Annotated in this window: 19 protein-coding genes; all 19 read right to left on the bottom strand. The window is 61.3% G+C overall.

Features of this window, described 5'->3' with window-relative positions:
* Positions 1–22 precede the first annotated feature (22 nt).
* Positions 23–1,171, bottom strand: coding sequence for an ATP phosphoribosyltransferase regulatory subunit (locus tag DFO48_RS19745; RefSeq protein WP_114864528.1), 1,149 nt, complete (start codon positions 1,169–1,171; stop codon positions 23–25).
* Positions 1,172–1,264: 93 nt separating this feature from the next.
* Positions 1,265–1,453: a DUF2065 family protein gene (locus tag DFO48_RS19740; RefSeq protein ID WP_034349243.1), complete on the bottom strand. Its 189-nt coding sequence runs from the start codon at positions 1,451–1,453 to the stop codon at positions 1,265–1,267.
* A 146-nt stretch (positions 1,454–1,599) separates the two neighbouring features.
* A complete protein-coding gene (hflC, locus tag DFO48_RS19735) occupies positions 1,600–2,490 on the bottom strand; it encodes a protease modulator HflC (RefSeq protein WP_003077535.1) in 891 nt (296 codons plus the stop codon).
* An 11-nt stretch (positions 2,491–2,501) separates the two neighbouring features.
* Complete coding sequence (gene hflK, locus DFO48_RS19730; RefSeq protein ID WP_003077537.1) at positions 2,502–3,893, bottom strand: FtsH protease activity modulator HflK; 1,392 nt, start codon at positions 3,891–3,893, stop codon at positions 2,502–2,504.
* Between the two features lie 71 nt (positions 3,894–3,964).
* On the bottom strand, positions 3,965–5,128 hold the full coding sequence (hflX, locus tag DFO48_RS19725) for a GTPase HflX (protein ID WP_003077539.1): 1,164 nt from the start codon (positions 5,126–5,128) through the stop codon (positions 3,965–3,967).
* A 101-nt stretch (positions 5,129–5,229) separates the two neighbouring features.
* On the bottom strand, positions 5,230–5,484 hold the full coding sequence (gene hfq / locus DFO48_RS19720) for an RNA chaperone Hfq (protein WP_012839170.1): 255 nt from the start codon (positions 5,482–5,484) through the stop codon (positions 5,230–5,232).
* Positions 5,485–5,588: 104 nt separating this feature from the next.
* On the bottom strand, positions 5,589–6,929 hold the full coding sequence (gene der / locus DFO48_RS19715; protein ID WP_003077541.1) for a ribosome biogenesis GTPase Der: 1,341 nt from the start codon (positions 6,927–6,929) through the stop codon (positions 5,589–5,591).
* Positions 6,930–6,944: 15 nt separating this feature from the next.
* Entirely contained in the window at positions 6,945–8,120 is a 1,176-nt protein-coding gene (gene bamB / locus DFO48_RS19710; RefSeq protein WP_114864527.1) for an outer membrane protein assembly factor BamB, read from the bottom strand.
* Between the two features lie 2 nt (positions 8,121–8,122).
* Positions 8,123–8,800: a tetratricopeptide repeat protein gene (locus tag DFO48_RS19705; RefSeq protein WP_003077545.1), complete on the bottom strand. Its 678-nt coding sequence runs from the start codon at positions 8,798–8,800 to the stop codon at positions 8,123–8,125.
* Between the two features lie 49 nt (positions 8,801–8,849).
* Positions 8,850–10,130, bottom strand: a complete 1,281-nt coding sequence (hisS, locus tag DFO48_RS19700) for a histidine--tRNA ligase (protein WP_218568235.1) — start codon at positions 10,128–10,130, stop codon at positions 8,850–8,852.
* Between the two features lie 235 nt (positions 10,131–10,365).
* Positions 10,366–11,646: a flavodoxin-dependent (E)-4-hydroxy-3-methylbut-2-enyl-diphosphate synthase gene (ispG, locus tag DFO48_RS19695; protein WP_114864526.1), complete on the bottom strand. Its 1,281-nt coding sequence runs from the start codon at positions 11,644–11,646 to the stop codon at positions 10,366–10,368.
* A gap of 19 nt (positions 11,647–11,665) precedes the next feature.
* Complete coding sequence (locus DFO48_RS19690; protein WP_114864525.1) at positions 11,666–12,646, bottom strand: helix-turn-helix domain-containing protein; 981 nt, start codon at positions 12,644–12,646, stop codon at positions 11,666–11,668.
* Positions 12,639–13,490 carry a type IV pilus biogenesis/stability protein PilW gene (pilW, locus tag DFO48_RS19685; RefSeq protein WP_233506472.1) on the bottom strand — a complete coding sequence of 284 codons (852 nt, stop codon included), beginning with the start codon at positions 13,488–13,490 and terminating at the stop codon, positions 12,639–12,641. The genes DFO48_RS19690 and pilW overlap by 8 nt, the downstream gene beginning before the upstream one ends.
* 25 nt (positions 13,491–13,515) lie before the next feature.
* Positions 13,516–14,637 (bottom strand): 23S rRNA (adenine(2503)-C(2))-methyltransferase RlmN, encoded by a 1,122-nt coding sequence (gene rlmN, locus DFO48_RS19680; RefSeq protein ID WP_003077560.1) that lies wholly within the window; start codon positions 14,635–14,637, stop codon positions 13,516–13,518.
* A 132-nt stretch (positions 14,638–14,769) separates the two neighbouring features.
* Positions 14,770–15,195, bottom strand: coding sequence for a nucleoside-diphosphate kinase (ndk, locus tag DFO48_RS19675; RefSeq protein ID WP_003053316.1), 426 nt, complete (start codon positions 15,193–15,195; stop codon positions 14,770–14,772).
* Between the two features lie 122 nt (positions 15,196–15,317).
* On the bottom strand, positions 15,318–16,895 hold the full coding sequence (locus tag DFO48_RS19670) for a pseudouridine synthase (protein ID WP_114864524.1): 1,578 nt from the start codon (positions 16,893–16,895) through the stop codon (positions 15,318–15,320).
* Positions 16,892–17,989 (bottom strand): SMC-Scp complex subunit ScpB, encoded by a 1,098-nt coding sequence (gene scpB / locus DFO48_RS19665; protein ID WP_370449598.1) that lies wholly within the window; start codon positions 17,987–17,989, stop codon positions 16,892–16,894. The genes DFO48_RS19670 and scpB overlap by 4 nt, the downstream gene beginning before the upstream one ends.
* A 174-nt stretch (positions 17,990–18,163) precedes the next feature.
* Complete coding sequence (locus DFO48_RS19660) at positions 18,164–19,222, bottom strand: RluA family pseudouridine synthase (protein WP_114864522.1); 1,059 nt, start codon at positions 19,220–19,222, stop codon at positions 18,164–18,166.
* A 2-nt stretch (positions 19,223–19,224) separates the two neighbouring features.
* Complete coding sequence (locus DFO48_RS19655) at positions 19,225–20,085, bottom strand: peptidoglycan DD-metalloendopeptidase family protein (protein ID WP_114864521.1); 861 nt, start codon at positions 20,083–20,085, stop codon at positions 19,225–19,227.
* Between the last annotated feature and the right edge of the window lie 6 nt (positions 20,086–20,091).

Raw genomic sequence — 20,091 nt, 5'->3', positions numbered from 1 at the left:
ATCGAAGAATTAGTCAAATGCCTTAAATGGCTTGCACGACCCATTGCCCGCCAACATTGGCAAGCTCACGGTCGCAGTGGAACTCGTCCACTTCGCTTTCATGCCCAGGCAGCACGCAGACCACCGTCTCGCCCTGCTGGCGCAATGCGGCAATGGCAGCAGCCACTTGCGCGTCATCGCCCCAGGGAGCGCGGATGGCAGCCTTGAGCGGACGCTCGGGCACGACAGCCACCAGTTGTTTGATATCGAGACTGAAGCCAGCAGCGGGACGGTTGCGTCCGAACACTGCACCGACTTCGTCGTAACGGCCACCGCGCACCAGGGCATCGCTGCCGCCGGGCACATAGATCGCAAAGCGAGTGCCGCTGTAGTAGGAGTAGCCACGCAGATCGGCCAGGTCGAAGCTGACCTTGACGCCATCCAGATGCTGCACCAGCCAGCGCAAATGTGACAGCACATTGCGCACGCCGGCAGTGCGCTCCAGCAGCTCTTCAGCTTGATCGAGCACTTCCATGCCGCCGTACAGCTGCAGCAGCGCCATCAGGCCTTCACGCGAGGCTTCGGGGAAGTCGCGGGTCAGCTGGGCCAGCTCGGTTGCATCCTTGGAAGCCAGGGCTGCATGAACGCCTCGCAGCACTTGCTCGTCCACCATCACGCCGGCCAGCAGGCTGCGCACGATGCGCACATCGGCCAGGTCCACGATGACGTCCTTGACGCCCGCGCCCTTGAGGCAGTCCAGAGCCAGATGCAGGGCTTCGAGGTCGGCTTCCAGGCCTTCATGACCGTAGATTTCGGCACCGAACTGGAACGGCTCACGTGTGGCACGCGGACGATCGGGGCGCGCATGGACCACGGGGCCGCAATAGCACAGACGGGTCACGCCCTTGCGATTGAGCAGATGCGCATCGATACGGGCCACCTGCTGCGTCATGTCGGCGCGCAGACCCATGGTTCGACCGGAGAGCTGGTCAATCAGTTTGGAGGTTTGAAGGGCAAGAGCTTCGCCTGTACCCGTCAGCAAGGACTCCAGATACTCCAGCATGGGTGGCATGACAAGTTCATAGCCATAGCTGCGCGCAGTATCGAGCAATCCTCGACGCAATTCTTCGATGTGCCGTGCCTCGGAGGGCAAAACATCGGCAATGTGATCCGGCAGGACCCAAGCAGACATGGAGAAATGGGGAGGCTGTTAAAAATGCGATTCTACCGGCTTTGCCAGCCCTGCCCAATTTGACCGCTAAGGCCTAGCCAGTATCGGCAGTATTCAAAGCAGCATCAGCATGATGGCGCCTGCTGCGATACAGAGCAATCCGCAAAAGCGCAGCTGCCCATCCCTGAGTTGCAGCAGCTGGGCAAACAGCTGGCGCCACAGCCCGGGCGCGAACAGGGGCAGCAGCCCCTCCAACACCAGCAGCATGGCAATCGCCAGCCCCAGGATCTCCCACCAATCCATTGCCATCCCCCAATAGGCAATGGCCCTCAAGGGGCCATTGCTTGTATCGCTGTCAAAGCTTTCCGAACTTGCGCAAACAAGGATGCACAACAGGCATTGCTATCGGCAAAACACCATGCCTGATCCGAATTTGCGCAAGCCTGGGCTTATTTGCCAGCAGAGCCGCCACTGCGATAAGCCTTGAAGAAGTCGCTTTGCGAGGGATCGAGCACCAGCACATCGCTCTTCTTGGAGAAGCTCTCCTTGTAAGCATCCAGACTGCGATAGAACTGCGCAAACTGCGGATCCTTACCAAAGGACTCTGCGTAGACACGTGCTGCTTCAGCATCGCCCTCACCCTTGATCTTCTGGGCATCGCGGTAGGCATTGGCAATGGTGATGTCACGTTGACGGTCGGCCTCGGCGCGAATCTTTTCACCCTCCGCCGCGCCTGTGGAGCGCAGCTCGTTGGCCACGCGCTTGCGTTCGGCCTCCATACGGCGATAGACGGACTCGGTGATGGTCTCGGCATAGTCCACGCGAGTGATGCGCACATCGACGATGTCCACACCCCAGGGCTTGGAGCCGCGCACGGTTTCCAGCACTTCACGCTTGACGTCGGCCATCAGCGTTTCACGCTTGGAAGACAGCAACTCACGCACGGTGCGGCGGTTGATCTCTTCCTGAAAGGCATTGCGCACCACGCGGTTGAGCTGCATGGCTCCGGCAGATTCATCCAGACCCACGTTACGGATGTATTCCGAAGGCTCGGAGATGCGCCAGCGCACATACCAGTCGATGACCACGCGCTGCTTTTCAGCCGTGAGCATGGGCTCGGTATCGGTGCTGTCGAGCGTCAGCAGACGCTTGTCGATATAGCGCACGTTCTGCAGCGGTGGCGGCAGCTTGAAGTTAAGCCCGGGCTCGGTGATCACTTCCTTGATCTGACCCAGCGCATAGACCACACCGAACTGACGCTGATCCACGACAAACAGGGTCGAGCTCAGCAAGGCCAGCACCACGAGAATGCTGGTGACAAAAAATCCGATTCGATTCACTGCATTCTCTCCTAGCGTGCGTCACGGTCACGGCTGCGCGCATCGCGGCTGCGAGCATCACCGGCGGGATTGGGTACTACACGTACGTTGGCTGGAGCCGAAGCTGCGCCGCCGGCAGCTGCATCACCCGACGCAGCGGGAGCAGCGGAGCTGCCACCCACGTTCTGCATGATCTTGTCCAGAGGCAGATACAGCAGATTGGAGCCCTGACGCGACTCCACCAGAACCTTGGTCACGCTGGTGTAGACCTGCTGCATCGCATCGATGTAGAGACGGTCGCGTGTGACCTGAGGAGCCTTCTGGTACTCGGAATACAGCGAACTGAAGCGTCCGGCATCACCCTGGGCCTGGGCCACGATCTTGGACTTGTAGGCTGCAGCCTCCTCACCCAGACGCGCCGCAGCACCCGCAGCACGGGGCACCACATCGTTGGCATAAGCCTGGGCCTCATTCTTGGCACGCTCACGCTCCTGACCAGCCTTGAGCACATCGTCAAACGAGGCCTGCACCTGCTCGGGCGGCCGCACGCCGCCTTGCTGCATATTGATGCCCACCACTTCAACGCCCACCTTGTAGCGATCCAGAATGGACTGCATCAGATCGCGCACTCGCGGCGCGATCTGGTCACGCTCCTCAGCCAGAGCTGCGTCCATCTTCATCTTGCCGACGACTTCACGCACGGCGGACTCTGCCACCTGGATCACGGCCTCGGAAGGACTGCGGCTTTCGAACAGCCAGGCTCGCGCATCGCTCAGGCGGTACTGCACGGCAAACTTGATCTCGACGATGTTCTCGTCCTCGGTGAGCATTGCCGATTCACGCAGCCCCGTGCTGCGCACGATGTTGTCGCTGCCCACCTCAGCCGAGCGAATCTGCGAAACATAGACCAGCTCATGCTTTTGAACGGGATAAGGCAGGCGCCAGTTGAAGCCCGCGCCCACGGTGCTCTTGTACTTTCCGAACTGCGTGATGACGGCCTGTTGGCCTTCCTGCACGATGAAAAAGCCCGTACCCAGCCAGATCAGCACGGCCACGCCGGCAATCAGGAAAATTCCTTTGCCGGGGTTGAAAGGCTCGCCAGGTTGACCGCCGCTGCGGCTGGGTGGCGCACCACGGCCGTTGCCGGAGCCTCCACCGAACAGGCCGGAAAGCTTGCGATTGAGATCACGCCACACCTCTTCCAGATCAGGCGGCTGGCCTTGCTGAGGAGAGGAAGGACGGGGTCGCTGCTCGGGTGCGGGCGGCATCGGAGGACGCTCCCCTTCGGGTGCCGAGCCGTCCGGCTTGGAGCCATCTTCGTTGTTGTTGTCGCCACGACCCCAGCGCGGATCGTTCAAATTGAACATCCCGCGAATGCGTTGCGGCAGCACCGCCAGGCGATGGACGCGTTGTGAAAAATTCATGCGAGACGTCTCTGTGTTTTCAAAAAGACATGGACCATGGCAAGCATTGTGCCCAATAGGAACGCAAGCCCCTAGTATTGCGCGTCGTCATCAGGGGACATCCAGTACGTATCGTCCTGCCCCTCGACTTCTTCGCGTGCCGCCTCTTCACGTACCTGCAAAACCCGGTCAGCCAACATCTGCCGCAGCTGCGCCAGCCCCTGCCCCGAGCGAGCACTGACAAACACACGCGGCACCGGCATGCCATCGAGCTCATACATATCCTGCAGCATGGCAGGCTGACGCTCGGGCTCAATGGCATCCAGCTTGTTGAAAACCAGAATCTGGGGCACATCATCGGCCCCGATTTCACCCAGAACTTTTTGGACTTGTTGTATTTGTTCGGGGAATCCGGGATTCGATGCATCCACGACATGCAGCAGCAGATCGGCGTCAATCGCCTCCTGCAAGGTCGCCTGGAAAGCATCCACCAGACCGTGCGGCAAGTCACGAATAAAACCGACGGTATCGGACAGGGAAACCGATTCCTCGGCCTCCGCCAGATACATCTGCCGGGTGGTGGTATCCAACGTGGCAAACAGCTGATCTGCGGCATAGGCGCGAGCCTTCACCATGGCATTGAACAGCGTGGATTTGCCGGCATTGGTATAGCCAACCAGGGAAATATTGAAAACTTCGCGACGCGAGCGCTGACGCCTCTGCGTAGAACGCTGCTTCTTGACCTTTTTCAGGCGCTCCTTGGTGCGCTTGATGGCATCGTCAATCATGCGGCGATCCAGCTCGATCTGCTTTTCACCCGGGCCGCCTCGGCCGCCGATACCGCCGGCCTGACGCTCCAGGTGACTCCAGCGGCGCACAAGGCGTGTGCTGATGTATTGCAGGCGAGCCAGCTCCACCTGCAGCTTGCCTTCATGGCTGCGTGCGCGCTGGGCGAAGATTTCCAGAATCAGCATGGTCCGGTCGTTGACCGGCATCTGGATGTGGCGCTCCAGATTGCGCTGCTGCGCCGGACTCAGGGCCTGGTCAAACCAGACTTCCTTGGCGCCGTGCATCTGGGCCAGCATGCGGATCTCATCCGCCTTGCCACTGCCCACGAACAACGCGGGATCGGGGGCTTTGCGCTTGCAGGTCAAGCGCGCCACGGGTTGCAAGCCAGCGGTCTGTGCCAGCAGGCCCAGCTCTTCCAGCTCGTCGTCGAAATGGGGAACACCAAAATCCACGCCCACCAGCAGCACTGGCGCAGACGCGGAGCGTTCAAAGGATTCAGAACTCAAATACCTGTCCCGTAGGGTAAGAGCCGCGCCGGGCTAGCCGGCGGGCGTTGACGCAAGAAAGCTTAGGCTGCAGCGGCGTCGTTGTCAGCCGGAGTAGCGGCCGAGAAGTTCACGGCGCGACCGGGAACGATGGTGGAGATGGCGTGCTTGTAAACCATCTGGGTCACAGTGTTGCGCAGAAGCACCACATATTGGTCGAACGACTCGATTTGGCCCTGCAGCTTGATGCCGTTGACCAGATAGATGGAGACCGGCACATGTTCACGACGCAGTGCGTTCAGGAACGGATCTTGGAGGAGTTGACCTTTATTGCTCACGATATTCTCCGTGTTCGAAGAGTGTTGTTGTAAACCGACACATTACCACAGGCCCCGGGAAAAACAGCAAAAAGGGTTTTCCCGTAGGCACCAGCAGACAGCTATTAATCCTTGTCGGCGTAAGGATTATGGGAGGTTTTCAAGTCGATGCGCAACGGGGTACCGACAAGATTGAACTCCTTGCGGAAACGACCTTCCAGAAAGCGCTTGTACGCATCGGTGACCAGCTCCAGCGAGTTGCCATGGATCACGATGATGGGCGGGTTCATGCCGCCTTGGTGGGCATAGCGCATCTTGGGACGATAGGCTCCCACCTTCTTGGGCGTCTGGAACTGGATCGACTCCATCAGAATGCGCGTCAGCACCGGCGTAGGCATCTTGCAGGTGGCTGCACGATGGGCCTGGATGATGGATTTCCACAGCGGCTCGAGACCCTGGCGCTTTTGTGCCGAGATGAAGTGCAGCGGCGCAAACTTCAGGAAGGACAGACGTGTTTCGATGGAACGCTCCAGCATCTGGCGCTGGTAGTCATCCACGGCATCCCATTTGTTGATGCCCAGCACGACCGAGCGGCCGCTCTCCAGGATATAGCCCGCGATATGGGCATCTTGGTCGGTCACGCCTTGCGTGGCATCGATCAGCAACAGCACGACGTTGGCGCCTTCGATGGCCTGCAGTGTCTTGACCACCGAGAATTTCTCGATGGCTTCGAACACCTTGCCCTTGCGGCGCAGACCAGCAGTGTCGATCAGCTCGAACTTCTGACCATTGCGCTCGAAAGGCACCGTGATCGCATCGCGCGTGGTGCCTGGCATGTCAAAAGCCACCAGACGTTCTTCACCCAGCCAGGTATTGATCAGTGTGGACTTGCCGGCATTGGGGCGACCTGCCACCGCCAGACGAACGGGCTTCTGGTCTTCCTCGCCAAAAGTTTCCTCTTCGGGCTCGGGCAGATTCAGCAGACCCAGGGCTGCATCGACCAGGCTGCGCACACCCTGACCGTGGGCTGCAGACACGGGCACGACCTCGCCAAGACCCAGCTCATAGAACTCGGACAGCTGCGCACCATCCTTCATGCCTTCAGCCTTGTTGGCCACCAGAATGGTGGGCTTGCCCAGACGGCGCAGGTAGTTGCCGATCTCGTGATCCTGACCGGACAGACCGGCACGCGCATCCAGCACGAAGATCACGACATCGGCTTCCGCCACGGCTTGCTGCGTCTGCTTGGCCATCTCCTTGAAGATGCCGCGCGATGCGTCCGGCTCGAAGCCGCCCGTATCGATAACGATGTACTCATGCTTGCCCTGACGGCCCTGGCCGTAATGGCGGTCACGCGTCAACCCTGCAAAGTCGGCGACGATGGCATCCCTCGACTTCGTGAGTCGATTGAACAGCGTCGACTTGCCCACATTGGGGCGCCCTACCAGGGCAATAACTGGCTTCATTCCAAAAACAACCTATCAATCCGGCTTGAAGCCATACACAGTTCCGCTTCGGCTGACGACCACCAGAGTATTGGCGGCAACAACCGGGGAAGTGGCAACTCCTGCCTTGTCAGTTTCCAAACGGGCCAGTGCAGAGCCGTCTTCACGCGAGAGCATATGCACTGTCCCCAAATCATCGGCCAGCACCACGGAGCGGCCCAGCACCAGAGGCGCCGTCAGCCTGCGGTACTGCAGCTTGTCGATGGACCACAGACGCTGACCGTCTGCACGATTCCATGCCTGTACCGTGCCGTTGCTTTCGGCGCCGAACACGGCCTGCTCGTCACCGGCCACGCCATCGCTGCCCTTGGAGGTCTGCGTCCAGCGCACATTGGCCGTGCTCACATCCACGCACCCCACCGAGGCCTGGAACGCACGCGCGCAGACACTGCTGCTCACACGGCTGACGGGACCAACCAGATCCACCAGTCGCTCCACATCGTTGGTCCCGCGCGGTGCGGCCAGAGGAGCCATCCAGCGCACCGAGCCATTGTCAGGATCAACACCCGCCAGACGTCCGGACACGCCTACCACCAGATTATTACCAACGGCCTGCAAAACGCCTGGCTGTCGCAAAATAAGCGGTTCATTGCTGGGGCCTTCAACCGACCACAGCTCACGACCCGTATTGGCATCGAAGGCCGCCAGAGAACGATCAGCCGCCATCACGAACACGCGGCCGCCAGCCACCAGAGGCGGCGTATAGACCGCTGCGGTCAGATTGCTCTTCCACAGCTGCTTGCCTTCGGCAAACACCATGAGCTGGTTGCTGCGTGTAACCACCGCTGTGCGCTGGCCGTCGCTGCCCACGCCAGTGGTCAGCGGCTCGCCCGCGCTGAACTTGCCCAGTTGGCTGCCGGTATTGCCATCAAGCGTGGTCACGCTGCCATCCTTGGTGACCATGGTGACCGTATTGCCCTGCACCAGCACAGGCATGGCCAGAGGCACTTCGCTGCCGAGCTTGGCAGACCAAGCCTGATGCACCGCTATCTTGCCGGGATTGGGCCCCAGGTCCAGAGGCTTGGGCTTGTCCTTGCCGCCAAACATGGAGCAGGCAGCCAGCGACGCGGCCACAGCAGTCAGCACCAGCACACGGGCTGCGGATTGCGCTGCAGGGGCAGCGGACTTCACTTGATGGGCAAAAGTCTTCAAGATTATTTCTCCGACGGCGTTGTCTTGACCAGGGTTGCGGCTTCAGGAGCCACGCCCAGCGCGTTCAGCTTGAATTCCACCAGATGGCGGTAGTCCAGATCCTTGTCCAGTGCCTTGTAGGCAGCCTGGTACTGGGCAACCGCCTCAGCTTGCTTGCCCAGCGCCACATACAGATCGCCACGGCGATCAGCCTGCAGACCGGCATAGGACTCGGGCATGGCCGCCTCAAGCACCTTCAGGCCTTCGTCATAGCTTTTTTGCTGCTCCAGCACTGAAGACAGACGAATGCGAGCGAGGGCCTTGAAGCTTTCATCGCCCTTGTCGGCCACCCAGCTCAGCTGAGCCTTGGCGTCGTCGAGCTTGCCGGCATCCACCGAGGCCTTGGCCATCAGCAAAGCGGTCTGTGCGGCCTGTGCCGTGCCCGAGTACTTATCCTTGAGCTCACTGAAAGCCAGATCGGCGCGCGCCGCATCCTTGGCCGTCAGCGCTTCATCCACAGCGAACTCCAGGGCCGAGGCCTGGGTCGCCTGACGCTTTTGCCAGTACTGCCAGCCGTTCCAGCCGGCCAGTCCGAGAAAGACCACGACCAGCACGCTGGTGATCAGAGTTCCCCAGGAATTCCAGAAATGCTTGAGCTGCTCAATTTGCTCTTGTTCTTCAAGATCGAGATGATTTGCCATGGCTACTTAGATTGAGTGGAACGCTGGTCGGAAAACGAGGTGCGGAAAATCAAACCGCCGATTTTAGGCTGCCGGCCCACAGGGCCACGTCCGCCAGAGCTTGCTGCTGTTGCTGGCCTTCGCCGTCGCGCAGCGACTTCACGGTCACCTTGCCCTGGGCCAGCTCGTCGGAGCCGAAGATCAGAGCAAAGCGCGCACCCGAGCCATCAGCCTTCTTGAACTGGGACTTCATCGAGCCCATGCCCTCGGCCGAGCCACCGGCGGCAGCATGCATCTGCACCGCCACACCGGCTGCACGCAGCTGCTGCACGGTCTTGAAGACCTGGGGCAGCGCCGAGGCATCGGGAATGATGGCGTAGACGTCGGCTGCGGGCTGGGGAATCTCTACACCCACTTCCTTGAGCACTTCGAGCACGCGCTCCACACCCATGCCCCAGCCCACGGCCGGAGCGGGTTTGCCGCCGATTTCCTCGATCAGATAGTCGTAACGACCGCCGCCGCAGATTGTGCTCTGCGAACCCAGCTTGTCGGTAATGAACTCGAACACCGTGAGGTTGTAGTAGTCCATGCCGCGCACCAGACGCGGATTCAGGCTCCACGCCACATCGTTGGCATCCAGAATGTCCTGCACAGCCTTCAGATGCGCCTTGGATGCATCGCCCAGATAGTCCATCAGCCTGGGAGCTGCGTTGACCATTTCCTGCATGGCAGGGTTCTTGGTGTCCAGCACGCGCAGCGGGTTGCTGTACATGCGGCGCCTGGCTTCCTCGTCCATCACATCGGTGTGCTGCTCGAAGTAGGCAATCAACGCCTCGCGGTGGATCTTGCGCTCCTCGGGCTGACCCAGGCTGTTGAGCTCCAGACGCACACCTTCAATGCCCAGCTCTTTCCAAAGTTGAGCGGCCAGCAAAATCACTTCGGCATCCAGCTCGGGACCGGCAAAACCCATGGCTTCCACACCGACTTGGTGGAACTGGCGATAGCGGCCGCGCTGGGGTTTTTCGCGCCGAAACATCTGACCGATGTAGAACAGACGCTTGCCGCCCTCATACAGCAGATTGTTTTCCACCACCGAACGCACCACACCGGCCGTACCTTCAGGACGAAGGGTCAGATGCTCGGCCTGACCATGCTTATCCGCCCGGTCCTCGAAGGAGTACATCTCCTTTTCGACGATATCGGTCACCTCGCCCAGGCCGCGCACAAACAGTGCCGTGGGCTCGACGATGGGGGTGCGCATATTGCGATAGGCAAAGCGGCCCATCAGATCGCGCACCTTGGCTTCAAACCACTCCCAGCGCGCCGAGTCGGGGGGGAGAATATCGTTCATGCCTTTGACGGCGGTCAGTTTTTCGTTCTTGGCCACGTGAAGTCTCACACTTGGGTTACTAGCAAAACAAGAGCATATTGCACACGTCAATCATGCTTTTCAACTAGAAACCTAATTCAAATCCATACAGATAGTGCACAAGCAGCTATCAATTCCAAAGTCTTGGCTCGCCGGCATTGTGCCAGCAAGCGCAATCACCACCCGCATGCCGGGCCGCTGCAAGCGCTCGAGTCGCTCAGGCCTTCTGGCCGTAGCGGCGCTGCACATATTCCAGCACCAGGGTCTGGAACTCCTCGGCGATATGCTCGCCGCGCAGCGTCAAGGCTTTCTCGCCGTCGATGAACACAGGCGCCGCAGGTGCCTCGCCATTGCCGGGCAGGCTGATGCCGATATCGGCATGCTTACTCTCGCCGGGGCCGTTGACGATGCAACCCATCACGGCCACCTTCATGGCTTCCACGCCGGGGAACTGGGTGCGCCAGACCGGCATTTCACCGCGCAGGAAATCGTCGATCTTCTTGGCCAGTTCCTGGAAGGTGGTGCTGGTGGTGCGACCACAGCCCGGGCAGGCGGTGACGCTGGGCACGAACACGCGCAGACCCAGGGCCTGCAGGATTTCGGAGGCCACAACGACCTCCTGCGTGCGTGCTTCACCGGGTTGGGGCGTGAGCGAGACGCGAATCGTGTCACCGATGCCTTCTTGCAGCAGCACCGACAGTGCTGCGGTGGATGCCACCGTACCCTTGGTGCCCATGCCGGCCTCGGTCAGGCCCAGGTGCAGCGCATAGTCGCAGCGGCGTGCCAGCTCGCGGTAGACCGAAATCAGATCCTGCACACCGCTGACCTTGCAGGACAGGATGATGTTGTCGGGATTCAGGCCGATATTCCTGGCCAGCTCGGCCGAGCTGATGGCCGATGTGATCAGTGCCTCGTACATGACCTGGCGCGTTTCCCAGGGCTTCTCGCGACGGCTGTTCTGATCCATCAGATCGGCCATGATTTCCTGGTCGAGCGAGCCCCAGTTCACGCCGATGCGCACAGCCTTGTCGTATTTGGCCGCAATCTCGATCATCTGACCGAACTGCTTATCCTTTTTGTCGCCCTTGCCCACGTTGCCAGGGTTGATGCGGTACTTGGACAGCGCCTGGGCGCAGTCGGGGTAGTCGGTCAGCAGACGGTGGCCGTTGTAGTGAAAGTCCCCCACCAGCGGCACATACTCGCCCATGCGGTCGAGCTGCTCGCGGATATAGGGCACGGCGGCTGCGGCCTCGGGCGTGTTGACGGTGATGCGCACCATCTCCGAGCCGGCCTGGGCCAGCTGGCGCACCTGGATGGCGGTCTCCACGGCATCCACGGTGTCGGTATTGGTCATGGACTGCACGCGCACGGGCGCATCGCCCCCCACGGTGACCACGTTGTTGCGCCACACCACACGGGCCTGGCGCGATTTGCGCGGCAGCGGGCTGGCGATGGCTATCGCCTGGCTGAGCTGCTGCGAGCTTTGAGAATCTTGCACTCTTGTTTACCTCGAACGGTTACTTCACCTCGAAGCGAGCCACATTGTCGCGTGTGCTCGAGATATCGAAGGGTTCGCCACGTACCGTCACCTGCGTGCCCTTGGCATTGCCCACGATCACCGACAGGGGCAACTGGCCTTCGGCAGTCGCAGATTCATCCTTGGACAGGGTCTTTTCCAGCACCACCTTGCCAGTTGCGTCCTTGACCTTGACCCAGGACTGGCCGGTATTCACCTTCAGCACCAGCAGGCCGCCAGCGCCGGTTGCGGGCGTGGCTGCCTCGGCGGCCAGGGCTGCGGTTTGGGCAGCTGCCGCAGATGCGGGAGCGCTTGCTGCAGCGCCGTCGCCTGGCATGCCGGCAGCAGCCGACACAGGCTCTGTCACCGGCGCCGCAGGTGTGGCAGAACTGCCTTGTGCGCCGCCCTCAGCCTGGGCAAGCGGTTCAGCAGCCGGAGCGCTCACCGCTGCCGCCTGGCCAGACTGGGCCTGAGCCGGCGCTGGCGCGCCTGCCCCATCGGCGCCGTCCACCATCTGCTGGAATGGCACAAAGTACACGGCAGCGGCTGCCGCCAGCAGAATCAGCACACCTGCCGCAATCTTGCGAGAGCTGCTGTTGCCGGAGTCCAGCGGTGTACCCGTGACCTTGAAGCTGCTGCGCACCTTGACGGCCTCGTTGATGCCAGGACCTGTTTTGGCAAGGCTTTTGATCTCGGTACGTGGCAGCTTAGCCAGCACCGATTCGGCATCGATATGCAAGGTCCGGCACATTCCCATGGCCAGAGCACGCATGAACACATGATCGGGAAAGGCCGCATAGTCATCGGCCTCCAGCGCCTCCAGCTTGTGCTGCGGTACCTTCAATGTCGCAGCCATCACGGGCAACTGCATCCTGGCTGCTTCCCGCGCCTGACGCAACAAGACCCCGGCCGTGGCCTGCCCCTGAGTTGGCACCTGCTCTTCGCTTTGCATAGTTTCCTCTTCCACCGCAGCCTCATTCATTGAAAGCTCCACGTTCATAGGCCAGCCACTGACGCGATTGAGGAAAACGCTCGCGCAACTGATCGGCCTGTTGACGCACTCCAATGTCGTCGTGCAGTGCCCTGTCTATTTTGATCCCCAGCCAGAGGCTTTCCGCACTGGCCTGATTGCTATTGTTATTCAAGCGCCGGATGTAGAACTGTGCCTTCTTCAGATCACCTTTGAGCCAAAGCACATTTGCCAGGTTGTAGCCTGCAGCGGGGTTGCCCACATCCATCTCGTAGGCACGAAACATGTTCTGGTAGGCCTGCTCCAGCTGTCCTGCCTGCTGGTAGCACATGCCCTTGGCCAGCAAAGTCCTGGGCTGCTCACGGTAGCCCGGAGCCTGCAAGGCTCTATCAAACCACTGCTGGGCTACGTCGAAATGCTTTTGCTGGCATTGCATCCAGCCGTAATTGTGAATCTGGTTGCCGTCGCGCGGATTGAGATCCACGGCCTTGCGCATGGCGATCTCGGCCTGCGTCCAGTCCTGGTTCTGCATGAGGATCAGGCCCAGCAGGCCGTATGCATCGGCGTAATCGGGCTTGGCAGCCAAGGCCTGCCCCACCTCATCCATGGCCACATCCAGGCGCCCGGCCTGAAAGTAATTGGCAGCCAACTCCAGGCGAATCTGTGCACGGCGATTGGCATCGGCGACCTGGGCCCCGCCCGTGCCAACCACTGAAGTCTGGGGTACGGACGTAGAGGAAGTGGTGGTGGTCGTTGTCGAAGTACAACCCACAAGTGCCGCGACCGCAACCGGTACCCCCCACCGGGCCAACAAGCCCCAATGTTGCCAAACCGGTCGCTGTACCACTGCCCTCATTGATTGTCCTTTATTCAAAACTCCGTCAAGACACCTGCTTGAGCGGGATAGTACGCTGCTTGGCCATACGCTCAGCAGCGCGAGTTCTGTCCTTCACATCGCCTGCGAGCTGACCACAGGCCGCATCGATATCGTCACCGCGGGTCTTGCGCACCGTGGTCACGATGCCGGCATTGCTCAGCAACGCTGCGAACTCGGTCACACGGGCCGAAGGCGAGCGCAACAGACCCGAAGCGGGGAAAGGATTGAACGGGATCAGATTGAACTTGCACCAGCTCCTGCCATCGCCGCGCGCGCGCACCAACTCTATCAGCTGGCGCGCATGCTCAGGCTGATCATTAACGCCGTCGAGCATGCAATATTCAAAGGTGATGAAGTCACGCGGCGCGAACTCCAGATAGCGTTCGCAGGCGTCCAGCAGCTCGGCAATCGGGTACTTCTTGTTCAGCGGCACCAGGTTGTCACGCAACGGATCATTGGGCGCGTGCAGCGACACCGCCAGCGCCACCGCGCAGTCCTGCGACAGTCGGTCCATCATGGGCACCACACCCGAGGTGGACACCGTCACGCGGCGACGCGACAGGCCGTAGCCATGGTCGTCCAGCATCACGCGCAACGCAGGCACCAGCGCACTGTAGTTCTGCAGCGGCTCGCCCATGCCCATCATCACCACGTTGGAGATGATGCGATCTTCGGTACCGAAGCGCTTGCGCAGCGAATGCTCCGCATACCAGAGCTGAGCAAGGATTTCGCCGGTATTGAGGTTGCGGCTGAAGCCCTGATGCCCCGTTGAGCAAAAGCGGCAGCCTACGGCGCAACCTGCCTGGGACGATACACACAACGTGCCACGGTCGTCCTCAGGAATGAAAACGGATTCAACGGCATTGCCGTCACCCACATCGAACAGCCACTTCACTGTGCCATCGGCAGAGACATGCTCCGTCACCACAGGCAAAGCGGTAATGTGGGCCCGGCTCTTGAGCTTTTCGCGCAGGGACTTGGCCAGATCGGTCATCTGGTCGAAATCGGATGCACCACGCTGGTGAATCCAGCGGAACAGCTGCGTCGCACGGAAACGCTTCTCCCCGAGCTGCTCGCAATAAGCGGTCAGTCCTTCGAGGTCAAAATCAAGCAAATTAGTAGTCATATCGGCATGTGGCGAGGCGTCTTGCGAACGGGGTTTGCCACGCCGTGGCCAGCATCTTCAAGTGCTGACACCCGCTTTGCACAAATGCAAAGCGCTGGCGTCAGCGAGAGCATGCTGTAAAGCTAGCGTGGATTAACGCGAGTACACGTTCATGCCGGGGAAGAAGAAGGCAACTTCCACAGCAGCGGTTTCAGCAGCGTCGGAGCCGTGCACGGCGTTGGCATCGATGCTGTCGGCGAAGTCGGCGCGGATAGTGCCCTTCTCTGCCTTCTTGGGGTCGGTGGCGCCCATCAGCTCACGGTTCTTCAGGATGGCGTTCTCGCCTTCCAGAGCTTGAATCATCACGGGGCCGGAGACCATGAAGTCCACCAGATCCTTGAAGAAAGGACGGGCAGCGTGCACAGCGTAGAACTGCTCGGCTTCGCCGCGCGACAGGTGCACCAGCTTGGCAGCCACAATCTTCAGGCCAGCAGCTTCGAAGCGGGCGTAGATTTGGCCGATCACGTTCTTGGCAACTGCGTCGGGCTTGATGATGGAGAGGGTACGTTCGATAGCCATGATGATTATTTCCTAATCAGGGTTACTATGGGTTTTTGCCGAAAAAGCAAAACAGTTGATTTTAGCGGTGCCGCCATAGACCTTGAAGTCCAGACAGCACTCAATTCCTTACGGACGCCTTTTTAGCGGCCGCCGCGGCGACCACCACCACCGCCGCCACCAGGGCGGCGCTTGGCGTTCTGACGGGCACGCGACAGGCTGTCGCTGCCGATATAGCCCACCGAGGTGCGCATGGGGTCGGGCTGACCACCCCCCTGCGAGCGGCCCGAGCCACCTGAGCGGCCGCCGGACTTGCTTCGCGGGTTGTCACCCAGCATGCCGCTAGGTGCCGGACGATTGCCGTCCCACTCGCCACGGCGCTGACCACCGCCTTCACGGCGCCCCTGGGGTGCGCGATCGGCATTCATGCCGTTGCCGCGACCGCCGCTGCGACTGTTGCGGCCGCCCCGGTTGTTGGCACCACGGGCGCCATTGTTGTTGCGCTCGACGGGAGCACGCTCCTTGACGCCGGCTGCCGACATCAGCGCCTGGATATCGGCCTGATCGAGCTCCACCCAGGCGCCGCGCTTGAGACCGCGCGGCAGCATCATGGCGCCATAGCGAATGCGGATCAGACGGCTGACAGCATGGCCCACGGCCTCGAACATGCGACGCACTTCGCGGTTGCGCCCTTCGGAGATGGTCACGCGATACCAGCAGTTGGCACCTTCGCCGCCACCATCTTCCACGGCACCAAAGCTGGCTTCGCCATCTTCGAGCTGCACGCCGTCCAGCAGACGCTGCTTTTCTTCCTTGCTCAGCGCGCCCAGCACGCGGGCCGCGTATTCACGCTCCAGACCGAAGCGGGGGTGCATCAGCGAGTTCGCCAGCTCGCCCGAGCTGGTGAACAGCAGCAGACCTTCGGTGTTCAGGTCCAGGCGACCTACCGACTGCCACTTGCCATGCTGCAGCTTGGGCAGCTTGCGGAACACCGTTGGGCGATTTTGCGGATCGTCATGCGTCACCACTTCGCCCACAGGCTTGTGATAGGCAATCACGCGTGCGGGCGGCGGATCGATACGGAAGCGGATGGGCTGGCCGTTGACCTTGACGATATCGCCGAACTGAATGCGCTGGCCGACGTGGGCAGGCTCGTTGTTGACCGAGATGCGCCCTTCCAGGATCAGTTGCTCCATCTCCAGGCGCGAACCCATGCCGGCCTGGGCCAGCACCTTGTGCAGCTTGGGAGAGTCGACCTGGGGCGCAAGCACGCGCTTGGCGGGCATGGCGCTGCCGTTTGCTTCCTCGTCGTCGAAGTCGCCCGAGATCACATCGGCAAAGTCGATGTTCTGACCCTTGCGTCCCTTGGGCTCACGGGGAGCGGCAGCACTGTCCACGGCCACGTCCACGACGACGGCATCTGCTGCGTCATGGTCCTGGGACTGCGCCTCCTGCTCGGCCACGGGCTGAGTCGGCTCCTCGACAGCCACGGGTTCTTCGGCCCGGGGCTTGGTCACTCGCTTGCGCGCAGGCTTGACCTCGGCAGCAGCATCCTTTTTGACGCCAGCGCGCTTGCGCGGTGCGGCAGGCTTCTTGGCCTCGGCGGCGTCCTTGGCACCATCGGCCTTGGCTGCGCGGGGCTTGCGAGTCTTCTTGACCGGCTCGGCTTCGGGCGAAGCGGCTGCGGACTCGGGCATCGGGTTCGATGTCTCGTTGTTCATTCCAGTTTTCCTTCGGGGATGACGCCATCGTCATCCTCCACAATTCGTTGTTCTGCCGACTCGACGGCATCGTCGGCCCGCGCTTTCGTCTTTGCGTCCTCGGCCTCGTCGTCATCGCTGCCGTAGTCATCCTCGAGAAACGCCTTCAGCCCCACCCACTCGGTACGGCCTGTTTTCTTGGCCGCCGGCTTGGGCTCCGACTCTGCCGCCTTGACAGCTCTGGCGGGCCTGGCCGCTTTGGGCTTGCTCACGGAGGGCTGCTCCACGGCAGGCCCTGGTTCCGAATCCGGCGGCTCAGCCGCTACCCTTTCAGTAGCATCTTGCGCAATACCACCATGCGTTTGGCCCGGATATGACTCCAACCCAGAGGCATCAGCCTCATGCTGAAGTTCCGACACAAGCGCCTCAGGCGCTTGCGCCACTGGGTCGGCATCGGTATCCGGCAGCTCCTCGGCGCCATCCTCCTCATCCGGGGTACGCAGGATCTCACTCTCCGCCGCATCGGACTCTGCAGCGACATCCGTATCCGCAGCGACCTCGGCCGGCTCTGCAGCCTCCACGCCTTCCTGGTGCGGGGCCTCCTCGGCACCGGCCTCCGGCACAGCGGCTGGCTCACCGTCCTCCCCATCCAGCGCCTTGAACAGACTTTGCTGGGCCTGGGTTTCCTCCAGCATGGGCAGTTGATCCAGCGACTGCAAGCCCAGATCATCGAGAAACTGGCGCGTGGTGGCAAACAGGGCAGGCCGCCCCACAGTTTCACGGTGGCCAATGACCTCGATCCAGCCTCTGTCTTCCAGCTGCTTGATGATCAGGCTGTTCACGGTCACACCGCGAATGTCCTCAATATCACCCCGCGTGACGGGCTGACGGTAGGCAATGATGGCCAGCGTCTCCAGCGTCGCCCGCGTGTACTTGGGCGGCTTCTCGGGGTGAAGCTTGTCCAGATAGACCCGCATCTCCGGCCGGCTCTGAAAACGCCAGCCAGAAGCCACCTGCACCAGTTCCACGCCCTTGAGGGCCCAGTCCTTTTGCAGGTCCAGCAGCAAATCCTTAACCGTGTCCGAGCCCAGTACATCATCAAAAAGTGAGCGCAATTCCCGCAGTGTTACAGGCTGCGGGGCACAAATCAATGCTGTTTCAAGAACCCGCTTGGCATCTACCGTATTCATGGGCGCAGCGTTTCGGGAGCGGCTGTCGCACCGACTGCGGTGGGACGCCTGATTCTAAGAAGAGAGGGAAGCGCCCCAAAGATGCCATGCGAGTGATGGTCAGAGGCTTTCCGGCAGATTGTAACGCAGGCCCCATAAATCCAGTGCACCGGCCATGTCTTGTGGCAGCGGCGCATAGTGGACCAGCGGCTTTTTCGTCACAGGGTGCTCGAAGGCCAGTCTGAAGGCATGCAGTGCCTGACGCTCCAGCCCGCCCTCGGGCTGGCCGCCATACAGCGTATCGCCTATCAGCGGATGACCAAGCGAAGCCATGTGCACCCGGATCTGGTGCGTGCGGCCGGTGTGCAGCGTGCAGCGCACCAGGCTGTGCGCTGTATCGCCATCGAGCAGATCGAAGTCGGTACGCGCCTGCTTGCCGGGATGCAGATTCAGATCCACCACCGCCATGCGCAGGCGGTTGCGCGGGTCGCGTCCAATCGGCGCATCGACCTCGCGGCGCTTGCGGCTGCCCCATTGCTTGTGGGCAAGCGCCAGATACTGACGGCTCACATCGCGCGCAGCAATCATCTTGATGAGCGCATCCATGGTGCTGCGATTGCGCGCCACCACCATCAAACCGCTGGTGTCCTTGTCCAGCCGGTGAACAATGCCGGCGCGCGGCACCTGGCGCGCTTTTTCGTCACGCGCCAGCAGGCCGTTGAGCAATGTGCCGGTCCAGTTGCCGGGCGCCGGATGCACCACCAGACCTGCAGGCTTGTTGATGACCAGCAGATCCTCGTCCTCATAGACCACCTGCAGATCCATGGCCTCGGGCTGGAAGGCCATGCTCTGCTGGGTGGGCCGCATCTCCACGCGCAGGCGATCCCCCACTGCCACCTTGACCGAGGGCTTGAGCAGAACCTTGCCGTTGAGAGTGACCGCACCGTCGGCCAGCAACTGCTGCAGATAGCTGCGCGAGAACTCGGACACCCCCAGCGCCAGCACCTTGTCTACACGCTGACCGTGATGCTCGGTGCCGACCGTGAGTTCGCGGTTCTCGACCTCGGCCGAGGCAATGCTGTCCTCGGCTGCTTCGTCCCAGCTCTGCTCTACCGCGTCAGAAGGCACAAGCCCCTGCTGGGCAGGGGCTTGTGCGGCTTGCTTGCGTTGCGTGACCATGCTCAGCGCGAAGGCAGATAGCGCGAAGGATCGACAGGCTTGCCCTGGCGACGCACCTCGAAGTGCAGCTTGACGCGATCGGCATCGGTGCTGCCCATCTCGGCGATCTTCTGCCCCTTCTTCACGGCCTGATCTTCCTTGACCAGCAGCGACTGGTTGTGGGCGTAGGCCGTCAGATAGGTGTTGTTGTGCTTGAGGATGATGAGGTTGCCATAGCCACGCAGGCCGGCACCGGCATACACCACACGGCCATCGGCGGCAGCCACCACGGGATCACCAGCCTTGCCGCTGATGTCGTAGCCCTTGTTGCGCTGCTCGTCGAAGCCGGCAATCAGCGAGCCGCTGGCAGGCCAGATGAAGTTCACATCATCGGCTCCCTTGGCAACAGGCGCCGGGGTTGTTGCAGGCGTGGATGGCACTGGCGTTGCGGTTGCAGCCGGGGGAGTCGCAGGGGAAGTCGTCGTTGCAGTACTGCCACCGCCCACGATCACGGGCGCGACACCGCGACCCGAGCCGGACGAAGCGACAGGCGCCTCGCGTCCGGGCGGCACCACACGCACCACCTGACCGACTTCAATCACATTGGGGTTGTCCAGATTGCTCCAGCGAGCAATGTCCTTCCAGCTCTGGCCGTGCTCCAGACCAATCCTGATCAGAGTGTCGCCAGGCTTGATGGTGTAGTAACCGGGTTTGCCGGCATTTTCAGCGCCGGGCAGCGACTTGACGTCCACAGTTGAAGACGAGGAGGCCGACTGTCCGCGATCCTCCACAGGAGCCCTGTTTGCCTGGGCAGCACAACCGGCCAGGATGACACCTGCCAGCACGGCCGTTCCCCATGCACCAAGACTTCGCGATACCAACATAAGCTA

The sequence above is a fragment of the Comamonas sp. AG1104 genome (assembly GCF_003350425.1).
In the GTDB taxonomy this organism is placed as follows: Bacteria; Pseudomonadota; Gammaproteobacteria; order Burkholderiales; family Burkholderiaceae_C; genus Comamonas; species Comamonas testosteroni.
The sequence above is the reverse complement of the archived record's forward strand: the minus strand, read 5'-3'. Positions and strand labels throughout refer to the sequence as shown.

Coding starts and splice junctions, on each gene's coding strand:
- DFO48_RS19745 (WP_114864528.1), bottom strand. CDS start 1,171: ATGTCTGCTTGGGTCCTGCCGGATCACATTGCCGATGTTTTGCCCTCC.
- DFO48_RS19740 (WP_034349243.1), bottom strand. CDS start 1,453: ATGGATTGGTGGGAGATCCTGGGGCTGGCGATTGCCATGCTGCTGGTG.
- hflK (WP_003077537.1), bottom strand. CDS start 3,893: ATGAATTTTTCACAACGCGTCCATCGCCTGGCGGTGCTGCCGCAACGC.
- der (WP_003077541.1), bottom strand. CDS start 6,929: ATGAAGCCAGTTATTGCCCTGGTAGGGCGCCCCAATGTGGGCAAGTCG.
- DFO48_RS19705 (WP_003077545.1), bottom strand. CDS start 8,800: ATGGCAAATCATCTCGATCTTGAAGAACAAGAGCAAATTGAGCAGCTC.
- hisS (WP_218568235.1), bottom strand. CDS start 10,130: ATGAACGATATTCTCCCCCCCGACTCGGCGCGCTGGGAGTGGTTTGAA.
- DFO48_RS19690 (WP_114864525.1), bottom strand. CDS start 12,646: ATGAATGAGGCTGCGGTGGAAGAGGAAACTATGCAAAGCGAAGAGCAG.
- pilW (WP_233506472.1), bottom strand. CDS start 13,490: ATGAGGGCAGTGGTACAGCGACCGGTTTGGCAACATTGGGGCTTGTTG.
- rlmN (WP_003077560.1), bottom strand. CDS start 14,637: ATGACTACTAATTTGCTTGATTTTGACCTCGAAGGACTGACCGCTTAT.
- ndk (WP_003053316.1), bottom strand. CDS start 15,195: ATGGCTATCGAACGTACCCTCTCCATCATCAAGCCCGACGCAGTTGCC.
- DFO48_RS19670 (WP_114864524.1), bottom strand. CDS start 16,895: ATGAACAACGAGACATCGAACCCGATGCCCGAGTCCGCAGCCGCTTCG.
- DFO48_RS19660 (WP_114864522.1), bottom strand. CDS start 19,222: ATGGTCACGCAACGCAAGCAAGCCGCACAAGCCCCTGCCCAGCAGGGG.
- DFO48_RS19655 (WP_114864521.1), bottom strand. CDS start 20,085: ATGTTGGTATCGCGAAGTCTTGGTGCATGGGGAACGGCCGTGCTGGCA.